Source organism: Bellilinea caldifistulae, from assembly GCF_001306055.1.
Lineage (GTDB): Bacteria > Chloroflexota > Anaerolineae > Anaerolineales > Anaerolineaceae > Bellilinea > Bellilinea caldifistulae.
In genome coordinates this window covers 1-21,134 of record NZ_LGHJ01000029.1, presented here as the reverse complement: position 1 = coordinate 21,134, position 21,134 = coordinate 1, and the positions used below count along the sequence as shown (strand labels likewise).

Annotated in this window: 19 protein-coding genes; 15 read left to right on the top strand and 4 right to left on the bottom strand. The window is 45.5% G+C overall.

Features of this window, described 5'->3' with window-relative positions:
* Positions 1–10: 10 nt before the first annotated feature.
* The 9 genes from hutH (at position 11) to AC812_RS16690 (ending at position 7,163) form a co-directional block, all read left to right on the top strand.
* On the top strand, positions 11–1,540 hold the full coding sequence (hutH, locus tag AC812_RS16730) for a histidine ammonia-lyase (protein ID WP_061916880.1): 1,530 nt from the start codon (positions 11–13) through the stop codon (positions 1,538–1,540).
* 65 nt (positions 1,541–1,605) lie between these two features.
* Positions 1,606–2,718 carry a L,D-transpeptidase gene (locus tag AC812_RS16725; protein ID WP_082149099.1) on the top strand — a complete coding sequence of 371 codons (1,113 nt, stop codon included), beginning with the start codon at positions 1,606–1,608 and terminating at the stop codon, positions 2,716–2,718.
* A gap of 13 nt (positions 2,719–2,731) precedes the next feature.
* A complete protein-coding gene (locus tag AC812_RS16720; protein ID WP_061916873.1) occupies positions 2,732–3,460 on the top strand; it encodes a cytochrome c biogenesis CcdA family protein in 729 nt (242 codons plus the stop codon).
* A gap of 11 nt (positions 3,461–3,471) precedes the next feature.
* Positions 3,472–4,008 carry a TlpA family protein disulfide reductase gene (locus AC812_RS16715; protein WP_169787336.1) on the top strand — a complete coding sequence of 179 codons (537 nt, stop codon included), beginning with the start codon at positions 3,472–3,474 and terminating at the stop codon, positions 4,006–4,008.
* Positions 4,005–5,024 (top strand): DUF2085 domain-containing protein, encoded by a 1,020-nt coding sequence (locus AC812_RS16710; protein WP_061916867.1) that lies wholly within the window; start codon positions 4,005–4,007, stop codon positions 5,022–5,024. Before AC812_RS16715 ends, AC812_RS16710 begins: the two co-directional genes overlap by 4 nt.
* Before the next feature lie 7 nt (positions 5,025–5,031).
* On the top strand, positions 5,032–5,817 hold the full coding sequence (pgeF, locus tag AC812_RS16705) for a peptidoglycan editing factor PgeF (RefSeq protein WP_061916864.1): 786 nt from the start codon (positions 5,032–5,034) through the stop codon (positions 5,815–5,817).
* Between the two features lie 16 nt (positions 5,818–5,833).
* Positions 5,834–6,568, top strand: a complete 735-nt coding sequence (locus AC812_RS16700) for a YggS family pyridoxal phosphate-dependent enzyme (RefSeq protein WP_061916862.1) — start codon at positions 5,834–5,836, stop codon at positions 6,566–6,568.
* A 3-nt stretch (positions 6,569–6,571) separates the two neighbouring features.
* Positions 6,572–6,835 (top strand): YggT family protein, encoded by a 264-nt coding sequence (locus AC812_RS16695; RefSeq protein ID WP_061916859.1) that lies wholly within the window; start codon positions 6,572–6,574, stop codon positions 6,833–6,835.
* 4 nt (positions 6,836–6,839) lie between these two features.
* Positions 6,840–7,163 carry an ACR/YggU family protein gene (locus AC812_RS16690; RefSeq protein ID WP_061916856.1) on the top strand — a complete coding sequence of 108 codons (324 nt, stop codon included), beginning with the start codon at positions 6,840–6,842 and terminating at the stop codon, positions 7,161–7,163.
* A gap of 6 nt (positions 7,164–7,169) precedes the next feature.
* Here the strand turns inward: AC812_RS16690 and AC812_RS16685 are convergent, their stop codons facing one another.
* Positions 7,170–9,656: a HEAT repeat domain-containing protein gene (locus tag AC812_RS16685; protein WP_061916854.1), complete on the bottom strand. Its 2,487-nt coding sequence runs from the start codon at positions 9,654–9,656 to the stop codon at positions 7,170–7,172.
* Between the two features lie 6 nt (positions 9,657–9,662).
* Positions 9,663–10,364 carry a zinc ribbon domain-containing protein gene (locus AC812_RS16680; RefSeq protein WP_061916851.1) on the bottom strand — a complete coding sequence of 234 codons (702 nt, stop codon included), beginning with the start codon at positions 10,362–10,364 and terminating at the stop codon, positions 9,663–9,665.
* Between the two features lie 92 nt (positions 10,365–10,456).
* Here AC812_RS16680 and AC812_RS17920 point away from each other — a divergent pair, with 92 nt between their 5' ends.
* The 6 genes from AC812_RS17920 (at position 10,457) to AC812_RS18415 (ending at position 20,264) form a co-directional block, all read left to right on the top strand.
* On the top strand, positions 10,457–11,986 hold the full coding sequence (locus AC812_RS17920) for a hypothetical protein (RefSeq protein ID WP_145962563.1): 1,530 nt from the start codon (positions 10,457–10,459) through the stop codon (positions 11,984–11,986).
* Between the two features lie 560 nt (positions 11,987–12,546).
* The gene (locus tag AC812_RS16670) at positions 12,547–14,085 is read left to right on the top strand and encodes a hypothetical protein (RefSeq protein ID WP_145962562.1); all 1,539 of its coding nucleotides are present in this window, start codon (positions 12,547–12,549) and stop codon (positions 14,083–14,085) included.
* Complete coding sequence (locus tag AC812_RS16665) at positions 14,072–15,661, top strand: hypothetical protein (RefSeq protein ID WP_169787335.1); 1,590 nt, start codon at positions 14,072–14,074, stop codon at positions 15,659–15,661. Before AC812_RS16670 ends, AC812_RS16665 begins: the two co-directional genes overlap by 14 nt.
* Before the next feature lie 13 nt (positions 15,662–15,674).
* The gene (locus tag AC812_RS16660) at positions 15,675–18,002 is read left to right on the top strand and encodes a YfhO family protein (protein ID WP_061916839.1); all 2,328 of its coding nucleotides are present in this window, start codon (positions 15,675–15,677) and stop codon (positions 18,000–18,002) included.
* 10 nt (positions 18,003–18,012) lie between these two features.
* Complete coding sequence (locus tag AC812_RS16655; protein WP_201797711.1) at positions 18,013–18,990, top strand: AAA family ATPase; 978 nt, start codon at positions 18,013–18,015, stop codon at positions 18,988–18,990.
* Complete coding sequence (locus AC812_RS18415) at positions 18,987–20,264, top strand: DUF58 domain-containing protein (protein ID WP_061916836.1); 1,278 nt, start codon at positions 18,987–18,989, stop codon at positions 20,262–20,264. Before AC812_RS16655 ends, AC812_RS18415 begins: the two co-directional genes overlap by 4 nt.
* 9 nt (positions 20,265–20,273) lie before the next feature.
* On the opposite strand, the gene AC812_RS18485 is transcribed toward AC812_RS18415, so the two are convergent.
* Both AC812_RS18485 and AC812_RS16645 read right to left on the bottom strand, forming a co-directional pair.
* Positions 20,274–20,471, bottom strand: a complete 198-nt coding sequence (locus AC812_RS18485) for a CDGSH iron-sulfur domain-containing protein (protein ID WP_082149097.1) — start codon at positions 20,469–20,471, stop codon at positions 20,274–20,276.
* Between the two features lie 14 nt (positions 20,472–20,485).
* Positions 20,486–20,986: a MogA/MoaB family molybdenum cofactor biosynthesis protein gene (locus AC812_RS16645; protein WP_061916833.1), complete on the bottom strand. Its 501-nt coding sequence runs from the start codon at positions 20,984–20,986 to the stop codon at positions 20,486–20,488.
* Between the last annotated feature and the right edge of the window lie 148 nt (positions 20,987–21,134).

Sequence of the window (21,134 nt, the reverse complement as noted above, 5' to 3'; positions counted from 1 at the left end):
AGGTTTTTTGATGATACTAATTGACGGGAATCATCTTGACATCAACAGCGTCGTTTCGGTTGCCCGATATGGTGAAGAAGTAGAGATTGCCCCTCAAGGGATCGAAAACTTAAGGCGGTCCCGACGAATTTTAGAGACGATTTTGAAATCCGATCAAGCCGTTTATGGGATCAATACCGGTTTTGGAATCTTTTCCGAAAAACGGATCCCGCTTGAGGACAGCAACCGGCTAAGCCGGAATTTGATCTTAAGTCATGCGGTAGCGGTAGGAGAGCCACTGCCAGCCGATGTTGTGCGGGCCGCGATGCTGGTGCGGGCGAACACATTGGTTAAAGGGTATTCGGGTGTCCGGGAAGAGGTGGCTCAAACCCTGATAAAAATGCTCAACAAGAAGGTTACCCCGCTGGTTCCTCAACAGGGCTCATTGGGTTCATCCGGTGATCTTAGCCCGTTGTCTCATCTGGCACTGGTTTTTACAACAGATGAAGCCGACCTTGATGAAGAATCGGGTTGGGCGGAATACGAAGGAGAGATTTTGACCGGAAAAGAGGCAATGAATCGGGCTGGAATTCCGCGCCTGATTTTAGGCCCCAAAGAAGGACTGGCTATCAACAATGGTGCGACCTTCAGTGCTGCAATGGCGGCTTTGATTATTTATGATGCTTATCAATCCATCCGTATTGCAAATAAAGCCACTGCCCTGAGTTTGGAGGCTTTATTGGGCTGTTCGGCTGCCTTTGATGAACGGATTCATCAAGCGCGCGGCCATGACGGTCAAATGCGCATAGCCAAAGAGATCCGCAAGGACATCGGTGGTAGCACCTTTCTCGACGCAGCCTGTCGTGTACAGGATGCATATTCTTTAAGGTGCACTCCACAGGTACATGGGACGATTTTAGAAACAATCGAATTTGCGGAGCGCATCATTCAAATTGAATTAAATGCAGCCACGGATAATCCCCTGTTGTTTGAACCGGGTGTAGCACTTTCCGGTGGAAATTTTCATGGCGAACCCATTGGTCTGGCGATGGATTATGTGGGAATTGCCCTGGCAGAGCTGGCTGCCATCTCTGAACGAAGAATTTTTCGGTTATTGGATGCCAAGTTGAATGGGGGACTTCCACCGATGCTGGTCGATTCTCCTGAGGCTGCCGGTTTAAATTCTGGTCTGATGATGCCCCACTACACTGCCGCATCACTGGTTTTGGAAAACCAAACGCTGGCTCATCCCGATAGCGTTCATTCTCTACCGACTTCTGGCGGGCAGGAAGACCACAATGCCAATGCGATGACCGCAGCCCGTCACTGCTGGCAAATTTTACGCAATACCCAAAGAGTTTTGGCCATTGAGCTGTTCACGGCTGCACGTGCAGTGGATTTACGCATGAGGCAAATGCCTCAATTTCGATTGGGGCATGGAACTCAGCAGTTGTGGACTTCTATAAGAGAAAAAGTGCCTTACCGGGAGGGAGATGCCTGGTGGGCGCCTGAAATCGAACGGGTTGAAAAATTGATCACAAGCGGAGAGCTGGTTTCCTGAACTCTTATGTGCTTTTAATTGAAGATTGATTGACAAATTAGATTTTTCTGGTTATCTTTTTGACTATGAAATGGGCAGAAACTCGTCTATCTAGAAGGGACTTTCTCAAGGCAGGTTTTTTGAGTCTGGGGAGTCTGGCGTTGCGGCCGTGGCGAGTGTGGGGCGAGTTGCTCCAGCAATGGCCAGATGCTGAGCGGCTGGGAAGAGTGTGTGTGGGGAAGGTTAACATCCGTAAAAAGCCCTCGGTTGATGCGGACTCGCTGGGTGAGTTGTATGAGGATGCGGTTGTGATCTGGCTGCGCGAGGTGATTGGTGAAGCTCCGTTGGGAAGACAAAGCCGGCGTTGGGTTGAAACGCCGGATGGTTATATTTATGCCCCCAGTCTTCAGCCGGTCAAGAATCAACCCAACCAGCCTATCACCGACTTGCCCATGAGTAGTATTGGTCGAGGCATGTGGGTTGAGGTGACGATTCCACACACTCAAATTTTTCTGGAAAACCGGTCACCGGCTTCGCCGTGGTTGAAGTATACCATTGAATACAACACGGTTCCGCGGTTGTATTACAGCCAGATTCTTTGGGTAGATGATGTTCGTACCAATTCTCAGGGACAGATTCTCTATCGAGTAAATGAGCGTTTTGGTTCTTATGGGGATGTCTTCTGGGCGGCTGCCGAAGCATTCCGTCCCCTCAAACCAGAAGAACTCGAACCGATCCATCCTGAAGTTGAAAACAAGCGCATCGTGGTAGATGTGACCCCCACCCGTCAGATTTTATCCTGTTACGAGGGACGGAGCGAGGTGTTTTCCTGTCTGATCTCATCCGGGGCAATCTGGAATGCTGCCGGAGAAATTGTTGAGGCATGGCGGACACCGCTTGGATCTCATCCGATCTGGAGGAAGTCTATCTCCATTCACATGAGCGGCGGGCAGACCGGTACAGGATATGACCTACCGGGGGTTGCCTGGACGACACTCTTCACCGGCGAGGGAGTTGCCATTCATTCTACCTTTTGGCATAACGATTTTGGAACGCCTCGTTCACGGGGCTGCATCAATTGCGCACCCGAAGATGCCCATTTTATCTTTCGATGGACTACGCCGATTGTCCCCCTTGACCCGGGAGATGTGCAGGTAGGTATGCCAGGTGGGACTATCGTTGATGTGATTGAGAAATGAATTTGGAGAGGATATGGTTACCGTAAATGTTTCGGCAGGTTTAGCGTTTCTGGCGGGGCTGGCTTCTTTTCTCTCACCCTGTGTTTTTGCATTGATTCCTGCCTATATTGGGTATTTGAGCGGTAGGTCGGTGGCTGCAGCGCAAACTAACCCCAGTCGGGTAAACACCCTCAATACCCTTCTACACGGCCTGGCGTTTATCCTGGGTTTCAGTGCGGTTTTCTTGACCCTTGGCTTGACGATGTCGGCTGTGGGGAGTTTGCTGTATGATTTTCGATCGGTTTTAGCGAAACTGGGCGGAATCATCGTGATTATTTTTGGCCTTCATATGACCGGGCTGCTTCGCCTGAATTTTCTAGAATATGATCTGCGACCTCAAAGCAAAATTCATCAAAATCGCAGTTTGCTTTCTTCTGCTTTGTTGGGGGTGACCTTTTCCGCCGGCTGGTCGCCTTGTATTGGACCTGTTTTGGGAATGATTCTCACCCTTGCCATCAATAGTGGTTCAGTAAATCAGGGTTTGGTTTTATTGGGATTTTATTCGGCCGGGCTGGCAGTTCCATTTTTGCTGGCAGCTTTGGGAATTGGCTGGGTAACCGACCTCATTCGTAAGCACGGTAAAGCCATGTTTTATATAGAAAAAGCCATGGGGGTGTTGATGATTATTGTCGGCATCATGTTGTTTTTGGGTGTCTTCAATCAATTAGCTCAGTTCGGTACCTTTATTGATTTGGGACTTTGAGGCAAAGCAGAGTGAGCTGGAAGACAGCAGCATTGCTTTTGGGCGGTCTGGTGTTTGGCGGTCTGGTCGGAGTACTCATTTTTTGGGGTGGCAATCAATCTCTGACAGCTCAACGCGAAAGCCAAATTCCCCAATCCGGTCAACGCTTTCCGGACTTTACACTCGAATCCCTGGATGGAAACAAATTAACCTTTTCGGAATTTGTCGGAAAGCCGGTTGTATTGAATTTTTGGGCGACCTGGTGTGACCCCTGCAAAGCCGAAATGCCGCTTTTTGAGGAAGTTTACCGCCAAAACTCCGGAATTGTGGTGTTGGGGGTTAATTACAATGAATCCGTGAATGTCATTCGTCGTTTTATCGAAGAGCGAGAGATCACCTTTCCAATCCTGCTGGATGCCGATGGGAAAATTGCCGAAAAGTTTCAGGTTTTTGGTTTCCCAACCACTTACTTTGTGGATGAGGATGGGATCTTGAGAGGTGTCCATGTTGGACAATTGGATGAGGTATTGCTATCATCCTATTTAGAAAAAATTGGAGCTGCCCCATGATGATGGTGGTGACCGTATTTGTAAGGCAAGACGACCCAGCCGCAGAAAGAGTTGTGGAGATGCTTCATCGGTTGAGCAATGATTATCCACACAAGTTGGCGGTGGTAATCATTGATCAGGATGAGGGGTTAAAGGAGGCGTATGGAAAAGATGCGCCGGTTGTCCAGGTTGGGCCGTACCGACTCGGTTCTCCCTTTGATGAACAACGGTTGCGTGTAACCTTAGGGGCAGCGCTGGATCGCGCCAGACATCTGAATGCAGTGGGTGATGAAAGCTACTCAAAACGCATACAGCGGGGCAGAAAAGTCAGTTCGGCTGATCGAATATCGTTATGGTTGAGCCATCGTTATATGCTTTTAATTAATTTGTTTATTTTCCTGTATGTTGGGCTGCCGTTTTTTGCCCCAGTGCTGGCATTGAATGGGCTAACTGCTCCTGCTAAGGTGCTTTACACAATTTACAGTCCCTTGTGTCATCAATTGACTTTTCGATCCTGGTTCCTTTTTGGAATGCAGCCTTACTATCCGCGTAGTCTCGCCGAAGTGCAGAATATGGCCACCTATGAGCAACTGTTCAATGTATCCCCGGCGGATCTGGCGTTTGCCCGTCAATTTACGGGAATGGAGGAAATTGGTTATGGGGCTGGAAGGATTGGTTATAAAGTTGCCCTTTGTCAACGCGATGTTGCAATTTATGGTTCTTTACTGGCCTTTGGGTTGATTTTTTCTCTCACCGGTAGGAAGATCAAGTCGTTGCCCTGGTATCTCTGGATCATTTTTGGCTTGGTGCCAATTGGTATTGACGGCTTTTCGCAATTACCCAGCCTGCTGTCTTTTTTGTCTGAATTACCGGTGTTGCGGGAGAGCAATCCAATTTTACGAACGATTACGGGGGTTCTGTTTGGGGGTACGACTGGCTGGTATCTCTTCCCGATGATTGAAGAAAGTATGCGTGAAACAAGGGCATTGTTGACCCAAAAACAAACTGTAGTTTCTCAAATTCAATCACAAGGGTAGCGGTATTATGCCATTTGTTGAGATCAACGGCTTAGAGTTTTTCAAATTTGATTTGCTGGGGGATGAGGTTGTTCAGGCTGTATTTACCCGAAAGGGAGGGGTAAGCCCAATGCCCTGGGATTCTCTCAATTTGGGGGGGACGGTGGGTGATAGCCGTGAGAATGTGATTGAAAACCGCCGACGCATCTTTGAAGCATTGGGGATAGAAGTTACTTCAATTTTTGATGTATGGCAGATTCACTCTGACATGGTATTGTATTCGGATAAGCCTCGCCCCCTGGATCACCCTCATGAAAAGGCAGATGCGATCGTGACCAATAATCCTTCCGTTACTTTGTTGATGCGGTTCGCGGATTGTGTCCCGATTTTATTGTTTGATCCCGTTCATCGGGCAATCGGTTTGATCCATGCCGGATGGAAGGGTACGGTTCAGAAAATCACATCCAAGACTGTGCAGTTTATGCAGGAAAGTTTTCAATCCAAACCGGCCGATATTCTGGCGGGGATCGGGCCTTCCATCGGCGTTGACCATTACATCATCAAGGAGGATGTTGCCAGAGAGGTTGCAGAAACTTTTGGCAATAAAGTGGGTGAAGTTCTTCAGGCTGCCAATGGAGATATTCATTTTGATTTGTGGAGAGCAAATGAAATTCTTTTGAGGGAAGTTGGGGTAAAATCCATTCAAATTGCGCAGCAATGCACCGCCTGTGATTTGAAACGATGGTTTTCTCATCGTGCCGAACAGGGAAAAACCGGCCGGTTTGCTGCATTAATCAAATTACGACCATCATGAAGGATTGTCTGGCAAGATGCCATTGAGTGTTGAGGAAATTCGAAGTAATTATCTGCGTGTGCAGGAAGAAATCCAACACACGGCTTTGAAATGCGGCCGAAAACCGGAAGAAATTCGGATTGTGGTTGTTTCCAAGAGCCAGCCATTGAAAGTAGTAGAATCTGCCATCAATGCCGGCATCCGTAGTTTTGGTGAAAATTATCCAGAAGAAGCAATGGAGAAGATCCACGCTTTTCGAGATGTGGAGGGGATCGAATGGCACATGATTGGTCACCTGCAAAGCCGAAAAGCGAAACTGGTTTCGGCTTATTTTGATTGGATGCATTCTTTAGACAGTCTGCGGATTGCGGAAAAACTGGAACGACTTCTTGCAGAACAAAACAGATTCCTGAAGGTGTTATTGGAGTTTAATGTTGGGGGTGAAGTTTCCAAATATGGCTGGTTGGCCAGTGACCCCGACTACTGGTCTGAATTGATTCCCGAAATTGACCAAATTCAGCAATTTCCGCATCTTCAGATTTGCGGTTTAATGACAATGCCCCCCCTAACTGCTACCTTACAAGAGGCGCAGGGTTATTTCCGTAAACTGCGTCAAATGCGTGATTTTTTACAGGAAAGATTGCCAAAATTAAAACTGACTGAATTATCAATGGGAACCAGTGCCGATTTTCCGGCTGCAATCATGGAAGGGGCTACCATCGTAAGAATAGGTCAGGCAATTTTGGGGCCAAGAGATTATTCAAAGGATTGAACGATGATTGATCTATTAATCACATTAATTCAAGCAATCGGAAGTGTGTTATTTATCGTGGTGATTGTCAGCGTGGTGCTGTCCTACTTTATGTCGCCTTACCATCCCATTCGTGCCAATCTGGATCGTATTGTCGAACCACTCCTCAGCCCGATTCGCAGGGTAGTGCCTCCAGTGGGGATGATTGATTTCAGTCCTTTAATTCTGATTATTTTAATTCAAGTCGTTCAGACCTTGTTAATCTCTCTATTGGCTTCACTCAGGTAGAGCAATGACGAATTCAAAAAACAACCGCTTTCATGATGCAAAATCCGGTTCGGCTATCACGGTGAGTTTGCATCTAAATGCAAAGGTCAATAAGGTTGAAAAAGTGCTGCCGGATGGAACTTTGCAAATTGGATTGGTAAATCCCAAAGAGGATCCGGCCGTTGATGCAGATCTGATAAAGTTTTTGTCCAATCTTTTCGACGTACCCTCGAATCGTTTTGAAATCATTAGCGGAAAAAATACCTCCCATAAATTAATCAGCATCATCGGTGTGAGCGTGGATCAGGTTCAGCAAATTATTGGGAGATTGGTAAAAATTCCTTCTTAAAACGGCTCAGTTATCACATATGGACATAAACCAGAGGGCATAATTGGCGGTGTCTCTCAACTCAATTTGTGGAGAATATAATAACGGATAAAGTTGAGAAATCACCGAATTCTGGCGGTGATGCCGTAAAAACCACAAGGCAGCAATTTTTTCTTCATCCGTACCACTTGCTAAAACATCCAGAAGTAAGGGAATGGCTGTATCCCCTTTGGAAATGCCTACCCCTCTTTTGGCGGCAAACGCAATCAACCAGGCAGTATCAGCGGGTTCTTTTTGACGCGGCGGAATGAAGGGATTGGCTTTTTGGCGGTTTTCCAAAGCCTGACCAGCGGCGTTACGAACAACCCATTGGCTGTCTTCCACGGCCATCTTTTCCAATAAATCCACTACCCATTCCTCCTGAATTAGAGAAAAACCAAACACAGCAGATCTTCTTACCAGCAAATCTTCTGATTCAGTTAATTCTTTGAGGCGGGCGTGCCCCTTACGAACATTCATAGTCAATGTTTCCGCTGCTGCCAGACGCAAGGATTCTTCCGCAAAATGAATACAGTTGAGAATTGCTTTCTCTGCATCTGGGTTATCAAAACACGCCAGTGCAAAACAGGCGGCCATTCGGGTTTCAGGATGTTCATCATTGAGCAGTGAAATTAGATTAGGAATGGTTTTGGTGTCCTGCAGAGCGCCGCATCCTAAGGCAGCCAGGGTTCGCATTGTCGAGGAAGCACTGGCGAGAAATTGTTTGAAAAGCAGGGTTAGAGCCGTATCGTTTGAGGAAACACAACCGGCTAAAACACGGGCTCGCAAGGAGTACGGCATCATCTCATTCTGGAGGAAGGATATACATTTTCTCAATACCAGCGATCGAGCGGGATGGTTGGATGGCGTGTCTTTAATCCAACGCAGACCGTTGATCAGATTGGTATAGAAGGGGGATTCATCTCTTTGCAGGTAAGCATCCAGCCAGTTGTCCGGTTGTAAGATCGTCAAGTAATGGTAGTACGCATCATCCAATGACGAGTACAGCCGCATGGGTGGAACGATTGGATGGGATGGAGGTTGAGTAGCTGCAAGGTAACCCGTCCAAACCGGTGAGAAAAATCTTAAACGGTCTCCTTGATGTTCTGCAAGGATTCCTGCTTCGAGCAGAATCGATAATATTCGGTTGCCGGAGGTCACAGACTTTGCTCCCATTTCTTTCTGTAAAGAGGATGGATTGGTTGTTTTTTCCTCTTCAATCAGTCTGGCCTCTTCGTCTTTATCCAAACGGAATTCAGAAAGGGCTTTTTCTGCATCCGAATATTCAATAGTGGGAGATTGGTCTCGGATCATTGCATTTGCGAGAACACTCATCGCTGCGAGGGGAACTCGATAGTGAGTCACCCGGCTGAGATGCGCTGATAGGGTGGTAAATTCTTCAGCCCCTTGCAAATCACCGGCGAATGCTCCCCAAACCTTAAGCGTCCATTCCAAAGGTGTACAGTAAAGCGGATCATAACCGAGCCAGTTGGTGACCAGAAGGTTATCTAAAATTTCCAGTTTTTGTTGTTGAGAGGCGGCAATCCCAATTAGATTGTTCCACAATACCCCCCAGCGATTGATAAAATTGGTCAACTCGTCCTTGGTCCACCCGGCTAAAACAAAAGGTTCAAAGGAAAGCCGACCCAAGCCATCGAGGTATTGATGGTTTACTGCTGTAATAATGCGGATGGATGGATACTGAGAGATCAGTTCGCTCAGGTAAGATTGAACGTTGAGAAATTGCTCTTTGTTTAATTCATCAAGACCATCGAACACACAAATCACTTTTCCATTCTTGAACACGCTGCGAATAAACCCTGGAATTTGAGGTAGAGAAGTTACTGGTGCGGACGCGGAAAGAGATTTGATGATAGGATCAAGTAAGTCTTTCTGGTTTGAAGTTTGGAACTCAAGGTCAAGAATGTGAAGATAAACTGGAAAATACTCTCCCCAATGAGCCGCTTTCTGGTCTTGGCGAGCAATCAAGGAGGTGATAAATGCCAGCGCGGTTGATTTACCAGAGCCGGCTTCGCCAAGCAGAGCTAGATGAGTGCCTCCCTGCAGAGCTTCGAAAATGGTCAAACGTGGCCAGCCGAGTCGGGTGGCAAATTCTGGAAATTCAGGCAAATATGGCATCACATGAAAGGCATACCGTTCGACCGACAGGGTAGTTTGTGGGTCGGCTTGAGGAGGTGGTGCCAGTAGGTGGGGTTCAACAACAATCTCGTCCAGCGAAAACAAAGAAGCGCTCAGATGATTTCGTTGAGCTCTGCGGAGGGCATCCTGCCTGAGTGCACTTTCTACGCCAGACATGGTTTTTCTTCGATTGGCTTCGATGATCTGCTGAACGGTCTGGCGAATAAACGGTAATCCTTTCCACAGCCGGTTGAGTAACAACCAGAAAAGCGTACCGCCAATGAAACCCAACCAGAAGGAAAGCCGATCCAGTGCGAAGTTATCTAAACCAAACATAATGGTTTATCCTGCGTAGATGATTCTGCCGCAAGAAGGGCAGTAAAATATGGTGGAGGGGGATCGAGCGGCCTGACATTGCGCAGGGGTAAGGCCTGCCCCACAAGCGCTGCAGGAAGAGTCTTCCACAGATGCTACAGCAATACCTTGTTTTTTTTCGCGGAGTTTTTCGTATTCGGCAAGTGTGGCGGGGGAGATTTGGGAAAGGATTACCTGTTTTTCGGTTAATAACCTTTGCTGGTCGTTTTCGAGTCGGGTTTTTTCGCCAATTAAGCCGGCGTGGCTTTGAGCGACTTCAGCTTCAACCTGCAAGAGTGCCTGTTGAAGTTGGTCAAATTCGTTTTTTGCCTCTTCCAGCTGAATCATGATCTCAATCTGCTGATCTTCCAGAGTGGTAATACTGCGTTTTAAGGACGCGACTTCGTTTTGTAAATCTTGTAATTCCTTTGGGACTTTTATCCTCCCGGAATATAGATTGGCTTCGCTTTGTTCTAGTTTCAACCGACGGATTTCAACTTCGTGTTCAATTTTTTTTAATTCCCGTTGAATTTGGTTGAATTTTTCCAAAGCCCGACGATGTTGTTCTTGAGCCGTTTTTAAGCGGGCGTCATTCTCAATTTCCTGCAGGATTGAGTTGATACGCTGCTGAATTTGATCCAGCCGTGTATCCACTTTTTGTAATTGAAACAAGTGAAAGGATTGACTCATAAGTTTATGCGTGATGCTGGTTTCGGATTAGGATGTCCATTTTCAATTGCAGGTACATTTCTTCTCAAGTATACTTCAAATCGAATTCCCTTATGCCTCAAAAAATATCTCGATTTATTATCCTCCTTACTGTGATTTTTAGTGGGTTGCCATTCCTGGTAGGTTTACTCCTCCAGGATGCACATTATATTTACAGTGGATTTTTGTTGAATCCGATTGATGGATTCAGCTATCTGGCGAAGATGCAAATTGGCTTACGTGGAGAATGGTTATTTCATTTGCCGTATACTTCTCAAGAAGGGGCAGGTGCGTTTCTTTTCTTGTTTTATATCTTTCTTGGACATATTGCCAGAATTTTCTCGTTGCAACCCACACTCGTTTTTCATCTGGCCCGAATTGCAGCAGGGTTTTTTTTATGTTTCGGTATTGAGATGTTTCTTCGGACGATTCAGGTCAGGTGGCTTCAAAGTGTGTTTTCCTATCTCTTGTTTGTGATTTTGTTTGGTTCCGGATTCGGATGGTTAGCCGGTCCGCTGGGTGTTTTTACAATGGATTTTTGGGTGGCTGAGGCCTATCCCTTTTTAAGCATGATAGCCAATCCGCACTTTCCCTTTGGGGTTGGATTATTGTTGATGTTCTTTTCGGGAATTCAAGAAAACCGTTCGGTAAAATGGTTTGATCCATTTTTGGGGGTAATCCTCGCGATCGTTTTACCTTTTGGTGTTGTGGTCGGGTCTGCGGTAATTGTGGTCTATAATTTTTTCAGGTGGTTTCAGAGCGAAAAGATTCAATGGAAATTACCTTTGTTTTATTTGTTACCGGCCGGTATTGTGCTGGTTTATCAATATTTTGCGATCCTTTCCGATCCTCTTTTGAGGGATTGGAATGCTCAAAATCAAACACCGACCCCCTCGCTTTGGGTACTTCTGCTCTCGTTTGCACCGCTACTTTTGTTGGCTTTGATTGGTATTGGATTATGGGTTGTTCAGGATCGTGACAAGAATCTCAATCTTGTCGCAGCGTGGTTGATCAGCGGGGTTGGTCTGGCTTACTTTCCCTTTGCGCTTCAAAGGCGGTTTTTATTGGGTTGGTTTATTCCTGTGGGGATTTTTGCCTTGATTGGGTTGGGCAGGATTACAAAAAACCGGATCTCCCGATTCCGAAAATGGTTCTGGTTGATTTTACCGCTTTCTTTGCTTACAAATCTGTTTTTGCTGTTTGGCGCGTTACAGGCTTATACACAACATCGGTCGCCTCTTTATCTCAGCCGGGATGAGTTTGCCGTTTTAGAATGGATGAACCGGGAGGTCTGCCCTCGTAAAGCGGTGATACTTACACCGGCTGATTTGGGCTTACTCGTACCGGCTTATACAAATTGTCGAGTGGTCTATGGTCATCCTTTTGAGACGGTTTATGCCAATATGACTCAAGATTGGCTTGAGCAATTTTATGACGGGGAAATCAGTCAAGGTGAATTTAGCCACTTTGTCGAATCATATCAGATTGAATACCTCGTTTGGCCCCGTGGTAATCTTTCTAAATTTTCAAAATGGATGGAGAAATTGCCAGTTGTGTATCAAAATGATCGTTTCATTATTCTTGAAACACGGCAGGGATCATGATCCGAAAAAAATTTGAGTGGTTAATCCTGGTAATTCCCTTAATCCCATGGCTAATCGGCGCGGAATATTTTTTTTATCCGAGATATTCGGGGTTTTCAGACTTAACCATTACTCATCTGCCAAACGCTATTTATCTTCTGGATAGTATCAAAAATCATGGGACATTTCCTTTTTGGTCAACACTGATTTTGGGCGGTTATCCCTTTGCGGCCAATCCGCTGGCAGGTTTATGGTATCCGCCGGGTTGGCTGGCTTACATTTTCCCATACCCTACTGGTTTTAACATTCTTGTGATGCTCCATTTGTTTTGGGGAGCCGTTGGAATTAAACGGTTTCTGGTTTATCAAAATTTGCGCAGAGAAGCCAGTATTTTAGGGGCGCTTGCTTTCTTATTGATGCCGAAGTTGTTTGCTCATTTCGCGGCCGGGCATATCACCCTGATTTATGCCGTTTGCTGGACACCCTGGCTTGTATATAATCAAATGGCTAATCAAAATAAATCTCGCTGGCTGATCTCTGCCGGCATATTAGGGCTGATTGCTCTGGCGGATGTGCGCTGGGTGGCGTATGCGGTTTTATTGTGGGCCGGATGGTTGGTTTATGACCTGATTCGAAGGCGCAAAACAAATACCATTGTCGAGATCACCAACCAAATTACCGAAATTCCATTGGTTTTCGCGGGTGCCTTGCTGCTGGCATCGGTTTTGTTGTTGCCATTACTCGAATATACCCACCTTTCGACGCGATCTCTAATGAATCAAAGTGACATCGCAGTGAATTCTTTACCCTTTGAAGAGATTTTAGGTTTGTGGATACCGGATTTTGGTGGTTTTGCAGAATGGGTTCTGTACCCCGGTGCTCTCGTTTTTTGCCTTGCTATTTATTCAATATCCATCCCGGGCCTTCGTAAGAAAACCGCATTCTGGTGGCTGGTAGTTCTTCTCAGCCTGCTGCTTTCCCTGGGGAATACGTTACCATTCTTTTCAATCCTGTCAACTTTACCCGGCATGGATTTATTGCGAGTACCCACCCGTTTTTACTTTTTAGGGGGAATGGGATTTGCAATCCTTGCGGCGTGGGGTCTACATGACTTGCTCGAAAGAGAAAATCTGTTTCGCCCAGATCCGGTCTTTTTTATGACGCCTTTTGCGGCTTTTACGGGTTTCTTTGGATTGGGTTTCGTTCTATTGGGGCAGAAAATATCGACAAACTTAATCTGGGGTTTTTTCAACCTGTTGAGCGTTATTTTTCTAATTGCTTTAGTGGAGCGTAAAAGGCACTTGATCGTTCAGGGTGTAAAAATATTGATCTTGTTGTTAATTGTGGATTTATCGCTGGTTAATCAGCAAAGCATTCAATGGAAAACCCGGGCGGAGGTTTTTTCCGAAAATCCGGCAGTGGTTGAATTCTTGAAATCACAAAGCGGTGAATTCCGAATTTATTCACCCTCATACAGCATTCCTCAACATATTGCGGCGCTCCAAAATATCAAAATGGTCAATGGCGTGGATCCTTTGATCCTGAACACATTTCAGGAATTTTTTATCCGGGCAAGCGGCATACCTCTTGACCGTTATAGCGTGACTCTCCCACCTTTCCCGAACGATGATCCAAAAACAGACAATCGAAACTACACACCGGATCTGGAATTAATGAGCCTGCTTGGGGTTCGATTTATCGTGTCGGAGTTTGACATTCCGGCGCTGAAGACTAATGAGGTTGCTCGGTTTTCAGAAAGCCGAGTTTACGAGAACCCCCATTTTATTGGATTAGCATGGATAGACTATGAAGGTGAACGGTTGCCTGTTGACAATCTTAAAGTACAACCCAATAAACTTGATCTAACTGCCAGTGGACCGGGCCGGTTATTCGTTTCTCATGTTTATTATCCGGGCTGGATGATTAGTATGGATGGGCAACCGGTATCTTTCACTTTGAAGGAAAATCTCTTCCCCGTTATAAATTTACCCAACGGGGAACACACCGTACAATTAGAGTTTAGACCGAGATTGGTCTTTATTGGGTTGGGATTAAGTATTATTGCATGGCTTTGTTTGGTACTTTATTTTTCTTTTCGATGGCCCCATGAAGAAAAGTGAAAAGATTGGTCTTTCTTTATCTTGGCTAATAATAGCTGTGATTACGTCTTTTCCTTATTTAGTTGGCTGGCTTAATTCGAGCAATGATTTTTTTTACACAGGTCTATTAATTGGGGTAGAAGATGGAAATTCTTATCTGGCAAAAATGTTAGCGGGGGCAAAAGGGGCCTGGCTCTTCAAAACCCCATATACTGCCTTTCCGCAAAAAGGTTTTTTGGCATTCTTCCCATATCTCCTTTTAGGAAAATTGGTGGGTTCTGATGGCGACTATCACACAAGAATATTTCTTTTCCATTTGTTTCGTATCGTGGGCATTGGTTTTTGTCTTTATGCAGTTTATCGGTTTGCCTCAATTTTTATTCGGGAAACACCAGGCCGATTTTTAGCGTTGATTTTATCTACATTTGGAGGAGGGCTTGGATTTTTGTATTTTTTGGGATTGAATAAGATATGGTCATACCTGCCATTAGAGTTTTATTCGCCTGAAACCTTTGGTTTTTTATCTTTTCTTTCAATTCCTCATTTGGTTTGGGCCAGAGGCTTTTTATTTATAGGTTTAGCAAAATTCCTGGAAAGTAATTCAAACAACTCCCTGAAGGAAAGTGTGATCATTGGGGTTTTGTGGAATCTGCTGGCTTTTATGCAACCCCTTACTGTACCTATTGGCTGGTTGATTCTCTCTGCTTACAACTTGGTTGAGTTGGTCCTGGCCAGTAGGAGAGGTTTTAATGATTTAAAGAAGTATCTACATGATCACATGTTGAAGTTGATCGTGATCGTTTTGGTTTCTTCCCCTCTGGTGATATATACTTTCGTTGCCTTTCGTCTCGATCCGTTTTTAAAAGCGTGGCAGTCTCAAAATGTCATTCTTTCCCCACCGGTGATTGAGTATTTCCTGGCTTACGGTTTAATCATCCCTTTTGCGATTGTGGGTATCCTCAATAACAACACCCGGCCGAAATTCCGTCTATTAATTACATGGACTTGCCTTCTTCCATTTCTTATATATGCTCCATATCTTCTCCAAAGACGTTTAGCGGAGGGCAGTTTTGTTGTGTTAAGTATCCTGGCAATCAACGGGTTAATCCATATTAGAAATCGTTTAGGAAAACTTTGGGTGTCCTGGTATTTGATAAATTTTGTTACCACATTTACTCTTCTCGCTGGATCATTGGACGTTATTTCTGCAAAGGCTTTTCCCCTCTACCTGCATAAGGAAGAAGTCCAATTATTTGAAAGTGTAAGAAAATTAATACCAGAACAGTCTGTGGTTCTTGCAGATTGGGAAATATCCACATTACTTCCAGCGCATGCTCCAGTTCGCGTGATTATCGGCCACGGCCCGGAAAGTATTCGAGCTAAACTGATCAGAGAACAAGTGGATCTTTTATTTTTAAAAGGTAATTCGCTTGAATTTTTTAAATTCTTGAAGGAGGAACAGGTGGACTACTGGATTTTAAGTAAGTCGAAAACTCCGAGGTTCATGAAACCGGGTTCAGAAATGGAATTTCTAAATAAAATTACGGAAAACAGCAAATATATCATCTACAAGGTTAGTCCAATAATTAAAAATTAAGGAAAGTTATCGAATGAAACTTCTTTGTAAAAGCGGTAATCTGGTTTATGGGTTTGTTTTTCTTGCTCCGTTTATACTTTTCCTGATTCCGCTGCTTGAAGGGAAGGTGATTTTTTGGGGGACTGCCGGGCTTCAGTTTATCCCTTGGCGGACTTATGGTTATGCATTATTGAGCGAGGGTGTCTTTCCCTTCTGGAATCCTTTAAATGGAATGGGGGCGCCGCTTTTTGCCAATTATCAAACGGCTTTTCTATACCCCTTATCATGGATCCTTTACCCCTTTTATTTGGCAGGAGGAGCGCCAGCTTTAGCGTGGGCTTATACCTTGCTGGTTGCGGTTCATCTGGGGATTGCTGGAATTGGCACGGCCTTGCTTCTGAGGGAGATGGGCGTCAATACTCGTGGCCAGGTAATTGCGGCACTGGCTTTCAGCTTTTGCGGGTATTTTGTTGCACGTGCATCTTTTTTCAGCATGATCTGGGCTGGTGTCTGGCTCCCATGGTTGATATGGGCGATTGAGCGGTTGATCAAATCCGAAAAGTTTTCTCAACAATGGCAGTGGATGATTGGGCTGGCGTTGATAGCTGCAAACCAATTGCTGGCGGGTCATGCTCAATTAACCTTTTACTCGTTTGTTTTTGCTGGATCGTGGATTGTATTTCGCGTAGCCAAAATATCCTTGTGGAAAACAAAACTGAAAATTGTGACCCTTTTTGCCTTGGGAATGGTGTTGGCTTTTTTGATTGCGAGTGTGCAACTGATACCAACTCTTGAATATTTACTTCAATCGCAGCGATCCGATGCAGTGGATTATGAATATGCCATGAACTATTCTCTTTGGCCATGGCGTTTGCTTGGTTTCTTATTGCCGGATTTGTTTGGTAATCCCGGTAGGGGAAATTATTGGGGTTTTGGGGCGTACTGGGAGGACGCTCTCTACATCGGTTTACTGCCCATTCTTTTATCCTTGCATTCACTTAATTTAATTTTCAGCCGAAAGCCGGTCGCAGATTTTGATTATGAAAAAAGGCGAATGGTCAAATTCCTCTGGATGATTATTATCTTTGCGATTGTTTTAAGTTTGGGGAAAAACACGCCGGTATTTCCATGGCTATATCGCCATGTCCCCGGTTTTGATATGTTTCAAGCTCCCACTCGCTGGATGTTGTTGGCGGTTTTTTCTCTGGCTTTACTCGCCGGTCTTGGAGCTCATTCCTGGGGGTATCCAACGGCGGCAGGGATTAAGAGACTTCGTTTGTTAGCAGCTGCGAGTGTGGCTGTGGGGATTGGGGCGATGGTGGCTGGCATTGTATTGCCACAAATCGAACAGACCTTTATACGTTCGTTCCTGACCTTTGGGGTTTTGTTATTCTTGATCTCTATACTGGCTTTATTTACGCCAGGGGAAGGTGAATTCAACCACAAGAGAAGAAAATTGTGGGAAGGTTTTGCCGTTGGGATTATGGTAGTGGATTTATGGGTAGCAGGGGCTTATTCGAACCCGTTTATGGAAGCAAGTTTCTTCAATTCTTCTGCGTCTGTTTCCAAACCTCTTGAGAATCATGCAAGGATTTATATCCCGTCCACGGTAGAAAATCGGTTGAAATTTGAAAAATACCTTTTGTTTAGTGACTTTAATGCAAATTCGAACTGGGATGAAATTAAATTACTCCCTCTTCCAAATATGAATTTATTACTTGGTGTTCCAATGGTCAATAATTTCGATCCGTTGGTGACCAACCGTTATAACCAGTGGATGGATTGGCTCAATAATCTTGTCCCCGTTGAAAGTCAAAATTATCTTGAGAAAATCGGGGTGGGAAGTGTTGTCCAATTAGGGAATCATCTTGATTGGCATGTAATACCTCTGCAACCCCAATCAAGAATAATGTGGAGGGCATGTCAAAGAGTTGCCGGAAAGGATGAAAATGTTCTTAAGTCAATGGTTCTACAACAAATGGAATTTTCTGATGGTGAGGAGTGTATAATTGTTGAGGCGGAAGATCAATGTAAAATTGCATCTGATCAGATTGGTGCAAATACCACTATTGAGGTTTTGCGTGATGAGGTCAACTTGATTGAAGTTGCTGTAAGAACCAATTCCACCGGCTGGCTTCGTTTTGCTGACAGCTGGTATCCGGGATGGGATGCAACCATTGATGGACAAAGCGCTTCGGTTGAACGAGTTGATTATCTGTTTAAAGGTGTATGTGTTCCTGCTGGAAATCACATTATAACCTTCCGGTATCTTCCAACTGCATTTCCTCTTGTTCTTTGGGCCAGTTTGGGCACTTTGATATTTTGTCTAATCACGGTTGTAATGGCAATCAAATTTCGGTGAGGAGCACTGAATGAATCAGAACATTGAAAAAGTTCAATCCTTTTCAAAACGGGTTATGGAAAATCTGGAAAAAGTCATTGTGGGTAAAACACATACCCTTGAAATGGTCATTATTAGCCTGCTTTGTCAGGGGCATCTCTTGATTGATGATGTGCCGGGAGTTGGTAAAACAATTTTAGCCCGAAGCCTGGCAAAGAGCCTTGGGGTAAAATTCAGCCGCATCCAATTTACACCGGATATGCTACCGAGTGATGTCACTGGAGTTTCCATCTTCAATCAGGTTACCCGAGAGTTTGAATTTCGACCGGGACCGATCATGGCGCAAATTGTCCTGGCAGATGAAATTAACCGCGCCACTCCAAAAACACAGTCAGCGTTGTTGGAGGCAATGGAGGAACGTCAGGTTACTGTGGATGGTGTTACCTACCCGTTGCCTGTTCCATTCTTGGTTTTAGCCACACAGAATCCGATTGAGTATGAAGGTACATTTCCACTGCCTGAAGCACAATTAGACCGTTTCTTAATGCGTATCAAAATAGGTTATCCTTCTCTCTATGATGAAATGAAAATTTTGGAGCTTCAACAATTGCGCCATCCGATCGAAGAATTGGAACCTGTTGTTGAAGTGGACGAATTGCTGGAAGTTCAACAGATTATTCGAACGGTGTATGTATCCCGTTCTTTACGGCAATATATTGTGGAATTGACCCGGGCAACCCGTGAAAATCAAGATGTTTACCTGGGGTCAAGTCCAAGAGGAAGCCTTGGTTTATTCCGCGCGGGGCAGGCAAGGGCGGCTATTCATGGAAGGGATTATGTGCTTCCGGACGATATCAAGGTATTGGCTGAAAATATCCTGTCTCATCGAATGGTTATTCAACCGTCAGCAAGGTTGAGGAACTTGAGCGCCGATCAGATTGTTCACGAGCTGGTTACGCTGGTGCCGGTTCCGGGCGGGGACCTTGCATTTCAGCCTTCAACCGCATGAAAATCCGTTCACCTTTTTTTATCTTCGTCCTTCTGCTCGCCGGCTCCTTTGTTGGGGCTTATTTAACCCAACAACCAACTGTGTTTGTATATTATCGGATAATATACCTTTTACTGGCATTGATAACCATAGCGTTTTTGTGGGCGGTACTGGCATTGGGCGGATTAAGTGTTGTACGAAGTGCGCGAGTGCTCAGGTTGCCAGTAGGGCAGATTTTTGAAGAAAGATTTGAAGTCCACAACGAATCATGGTACGGTAGGTTGTGGATTGAAGTTAAAGATTTATCTCCATTGCCTGAGAAACAGGGATCCCGAGTCATTTCAGGTATCGGTCCCAGGCAGAGCCGCTCCTATTTTTCCAGGACATTATTGATCCAGAGAGGAGCATTTCGTCTTGGGCCCACGGTTTTGATTTCGGGTGATCCGTTTGGATTTTTCGCAGTAAATAAAATCATACCTGCCGATAAAACCTTGCTAGTTTTCCCCTATATGGTAAATTTGCAAAAATTTCCAGAACCGGGTGGCGAATTACCGGGGGGGAGAGCATTAAGGCGGAAAAGCCTTGAAGTTACCCCTTATGCGGCAGGAGTCCGGGAATATGCTCCCGGCGATCCCTTGAATAGAATCCATTGGAAGACGACGGCACGGAAAGACCGCTTGATGGTGAAAGAATTCGAACAAGACCCGCAGGCGGATGTATGGATTTTGCTGGATGCACAAGCTGGCACTCACTCGGCAATGGCCGACACTCAACGAATTGATCGAGCCAATCATTACTGGATCATTCCCCAAAAGCTGATCATTCCATTACCACCAAATTCATTTGAATATGGGGTTTCCTGCGCCGCATCAGTTGCGGATTATTACTTAAAGCACGGCCGCTCGGTGGGCTTTGCCTGTGCAGCCCAGACGTTGAGTGTCTTACCCGCCGAGAAAGGCGTGAGGCAAATGGGAAAGTTGCTGGAAACCCTGGCTTTTCTACAGCCGGAGGGGAGTTTACCCATTACCGGCTTGATTGAGGGCCAAACAAGCCAGATTCCCAAAGGCAGTACTGTGGTGATAATCACAGCCATTTGCTCCGAAGTCCTTGAACTGGCGATAGAGATCCTTTTGCGCAAGGACCTGAGACCAGTGGTCATCGGTTTAGACCCGGCAAGTTTTGGTGCACACCCTAAGGAATGCGGGGTCTTCGAAAGGTTGAAAGCCTATGGAATCCCGCTGCGCATCATCCGCAATGGAGATGATCTTCAAAAAGCTCTGGAAAACGAACGCTAATTAAAAGGGCTATTTTGTTGTTTCTGACGGTTTGGGCGCCTGAACAATTACTGGACCTAAATCGCTATCCAATGTTTTATGAGTACCATCACAAAAAGGAAATTCTTTTGATTGGAAGCATCGGCAAAGGGCTACGCTTTCGCCTGGATCCAACTTTACGGTAGTGCGTTTATGACCATTGCGTAACTCGGTATTATGTTCTGCCATAGTTCACTTTCCTCTTATGTTTTTTGATGTCCTTTCTCTGCCGCAGGGTTCTCCTGCAGCAATTCAATGGCGTGGGGGATCACCGGTAGTACAACCTCGAGGTTTTCAACTGCTCCTTTGGGGCTGCCAGGTAAATTAATAATGAGCGTTTTCTTTCTTATGCCGGCTTGTTGACGGGAGAGCATGGCATGAGGGGTGATTTTCAAACTTTGGGCTCGCATTGCTTCAGCAATGCCGGGGGCACTTTTTTCCAGGACGGCCAATGTGGCTTCGGGGGTAATATCCCGCGGCGCAAAACCCGTGCCGCCTGTTGTCAGGATCAGGTCAAAATTACCCGAGTCGCACCATTCGATCAGGCATGATTTGATCTGATCTAACTCATCAGCAAGGATAGTGGTGGAAACGACACAAAAACCAGCGCTTTTGACCCGGTTCGCCAGGGCTGGTCCCGAAAGGTCATCCCGCTCACCTCGAAAACTTCTGTCAGAAATGGTAATAATACCAACGCGAATCATCTTTCACCATCATCAATACCGGAGATTGTTGAAAAACAAACAACTGGGATTGACGAAAAGGGGAAAACCTTAATACAATCGAACCAAACCACTTTGGAGATCAGCGGGATGGAAAAGCAGCGTTTCGAAGAAACCGGCAAAGGATCAT

Coding starts and splice junctions, on each gene's coding strand:
- hutH (WP_061916880.1), top strand. CDS start 11: ATGATACTAATTGACGGGAATCATCTTGACATCAACAGCGTCGTTTCG.
- AC812_RS16725 (WP_082149099.1), top strand. CDS start 1,606: ATGAAATGGGCAGAAACTCGTCTATCTAGAAGGGACTTTCTCAAGGCA.
- AC812_RS16720 (WP_061916873.1), top strand. CDS start 2,732: ATGGTTACCGTAAATGTTTCGGCAGGTTTAGCGTTTCTGGCGGGGCTG.
- AC812_RS16710 (WP_061916867.1), top strand. CDS start 4,005: ATGATGATGGTGGTGACCGTATTTGTAAGGCAAGACGACCCAGCCGCA.
- pgeF (WP_061916864.1), top strand. CDS start 5,032: ATGCCATTTGTTGAGATCAACGGCTTAGAGTTTTTCAAATTTGATTTG.
- AC812_RS16700 (WP_061916862.1), top strand. CDS start 5,834: ATGCCATTGAGTGTTGAGGAAATTCGAAGTAATTATCTGCGTGTGCAG.
- AC812_RS16695 (WP_061916859.1), top strand. CDS start 6,572: ATGATTGATCTATTAATCACATTAATTCAAGCAATCGGAAGTGTGTTA.
- AC812_RS16690 (WP_061916856.1), top strand. CDS start 6,840: ATGACGAATTCAAAAAACAACCGCTTTCATGATGCAAAATCCGGTTCG.
- AC812_RS16685 (WP_061916854.1), bottom strand. CDS start 9,656: ATGTTTGGTTTAGATAACTTCGCACTGGATCGGCTTTCCTTCTGGTTG.
- AC812_RS16680 (WP_061916851.1), bottom strand. CDS start 10,364: ATGAGTCAATCCTTTCACTTGTTTCAATTACAAAAAGTGGATACACGG.
- AC812_RS17920 (WP_145962563.1), top strand. CDS start 10,457: ATGCCTCAAAAAATATCTCGATTTATTATCCTCCTTACTGTGATTTTT.
- AC812_RS16665 (WP_169787335.1), top strand. CDS start 14,072: ATGAAGAAAAGTGAAAAGATTGGTCTTTCTTTATCTTGGCTAATAATA.
- AC812_RS16660 (WP_061916839.1), top strand. CDS start 15,675: ATGAAACTTCTTTGTAAAAGCGGTAATCTGGTTTATGGGTTTGTTTTT.
- AC812_RS16655 (WP_201797711.1), top strand. CDS start 18,013: ATGAATCAGAACATTGAAAAAGTTCAATCCTTTTCAAAACGGGTTATG.
- AC812_RS18415 (WP_061916836.1), top strand. CDS start 18,987: ATGAAAATCCGTTCACCTTTTTTTATCTTCGTCCTTCTGCTCGCCGGC.
- AC812_RS18485 (WP_082149097.1), bottom strand. CDS start 20,471: ATGGCAGAACATAATACCGAGTTACGCAATGGTCATAAACGCACTACC.
- AC812_RS16645 (WP_061916833.1), bottom strand. CDS start 20,986: ATGATTCGCGTTGGTATTATTACCATTTCTGACAGAAGTTTTCGAGGT.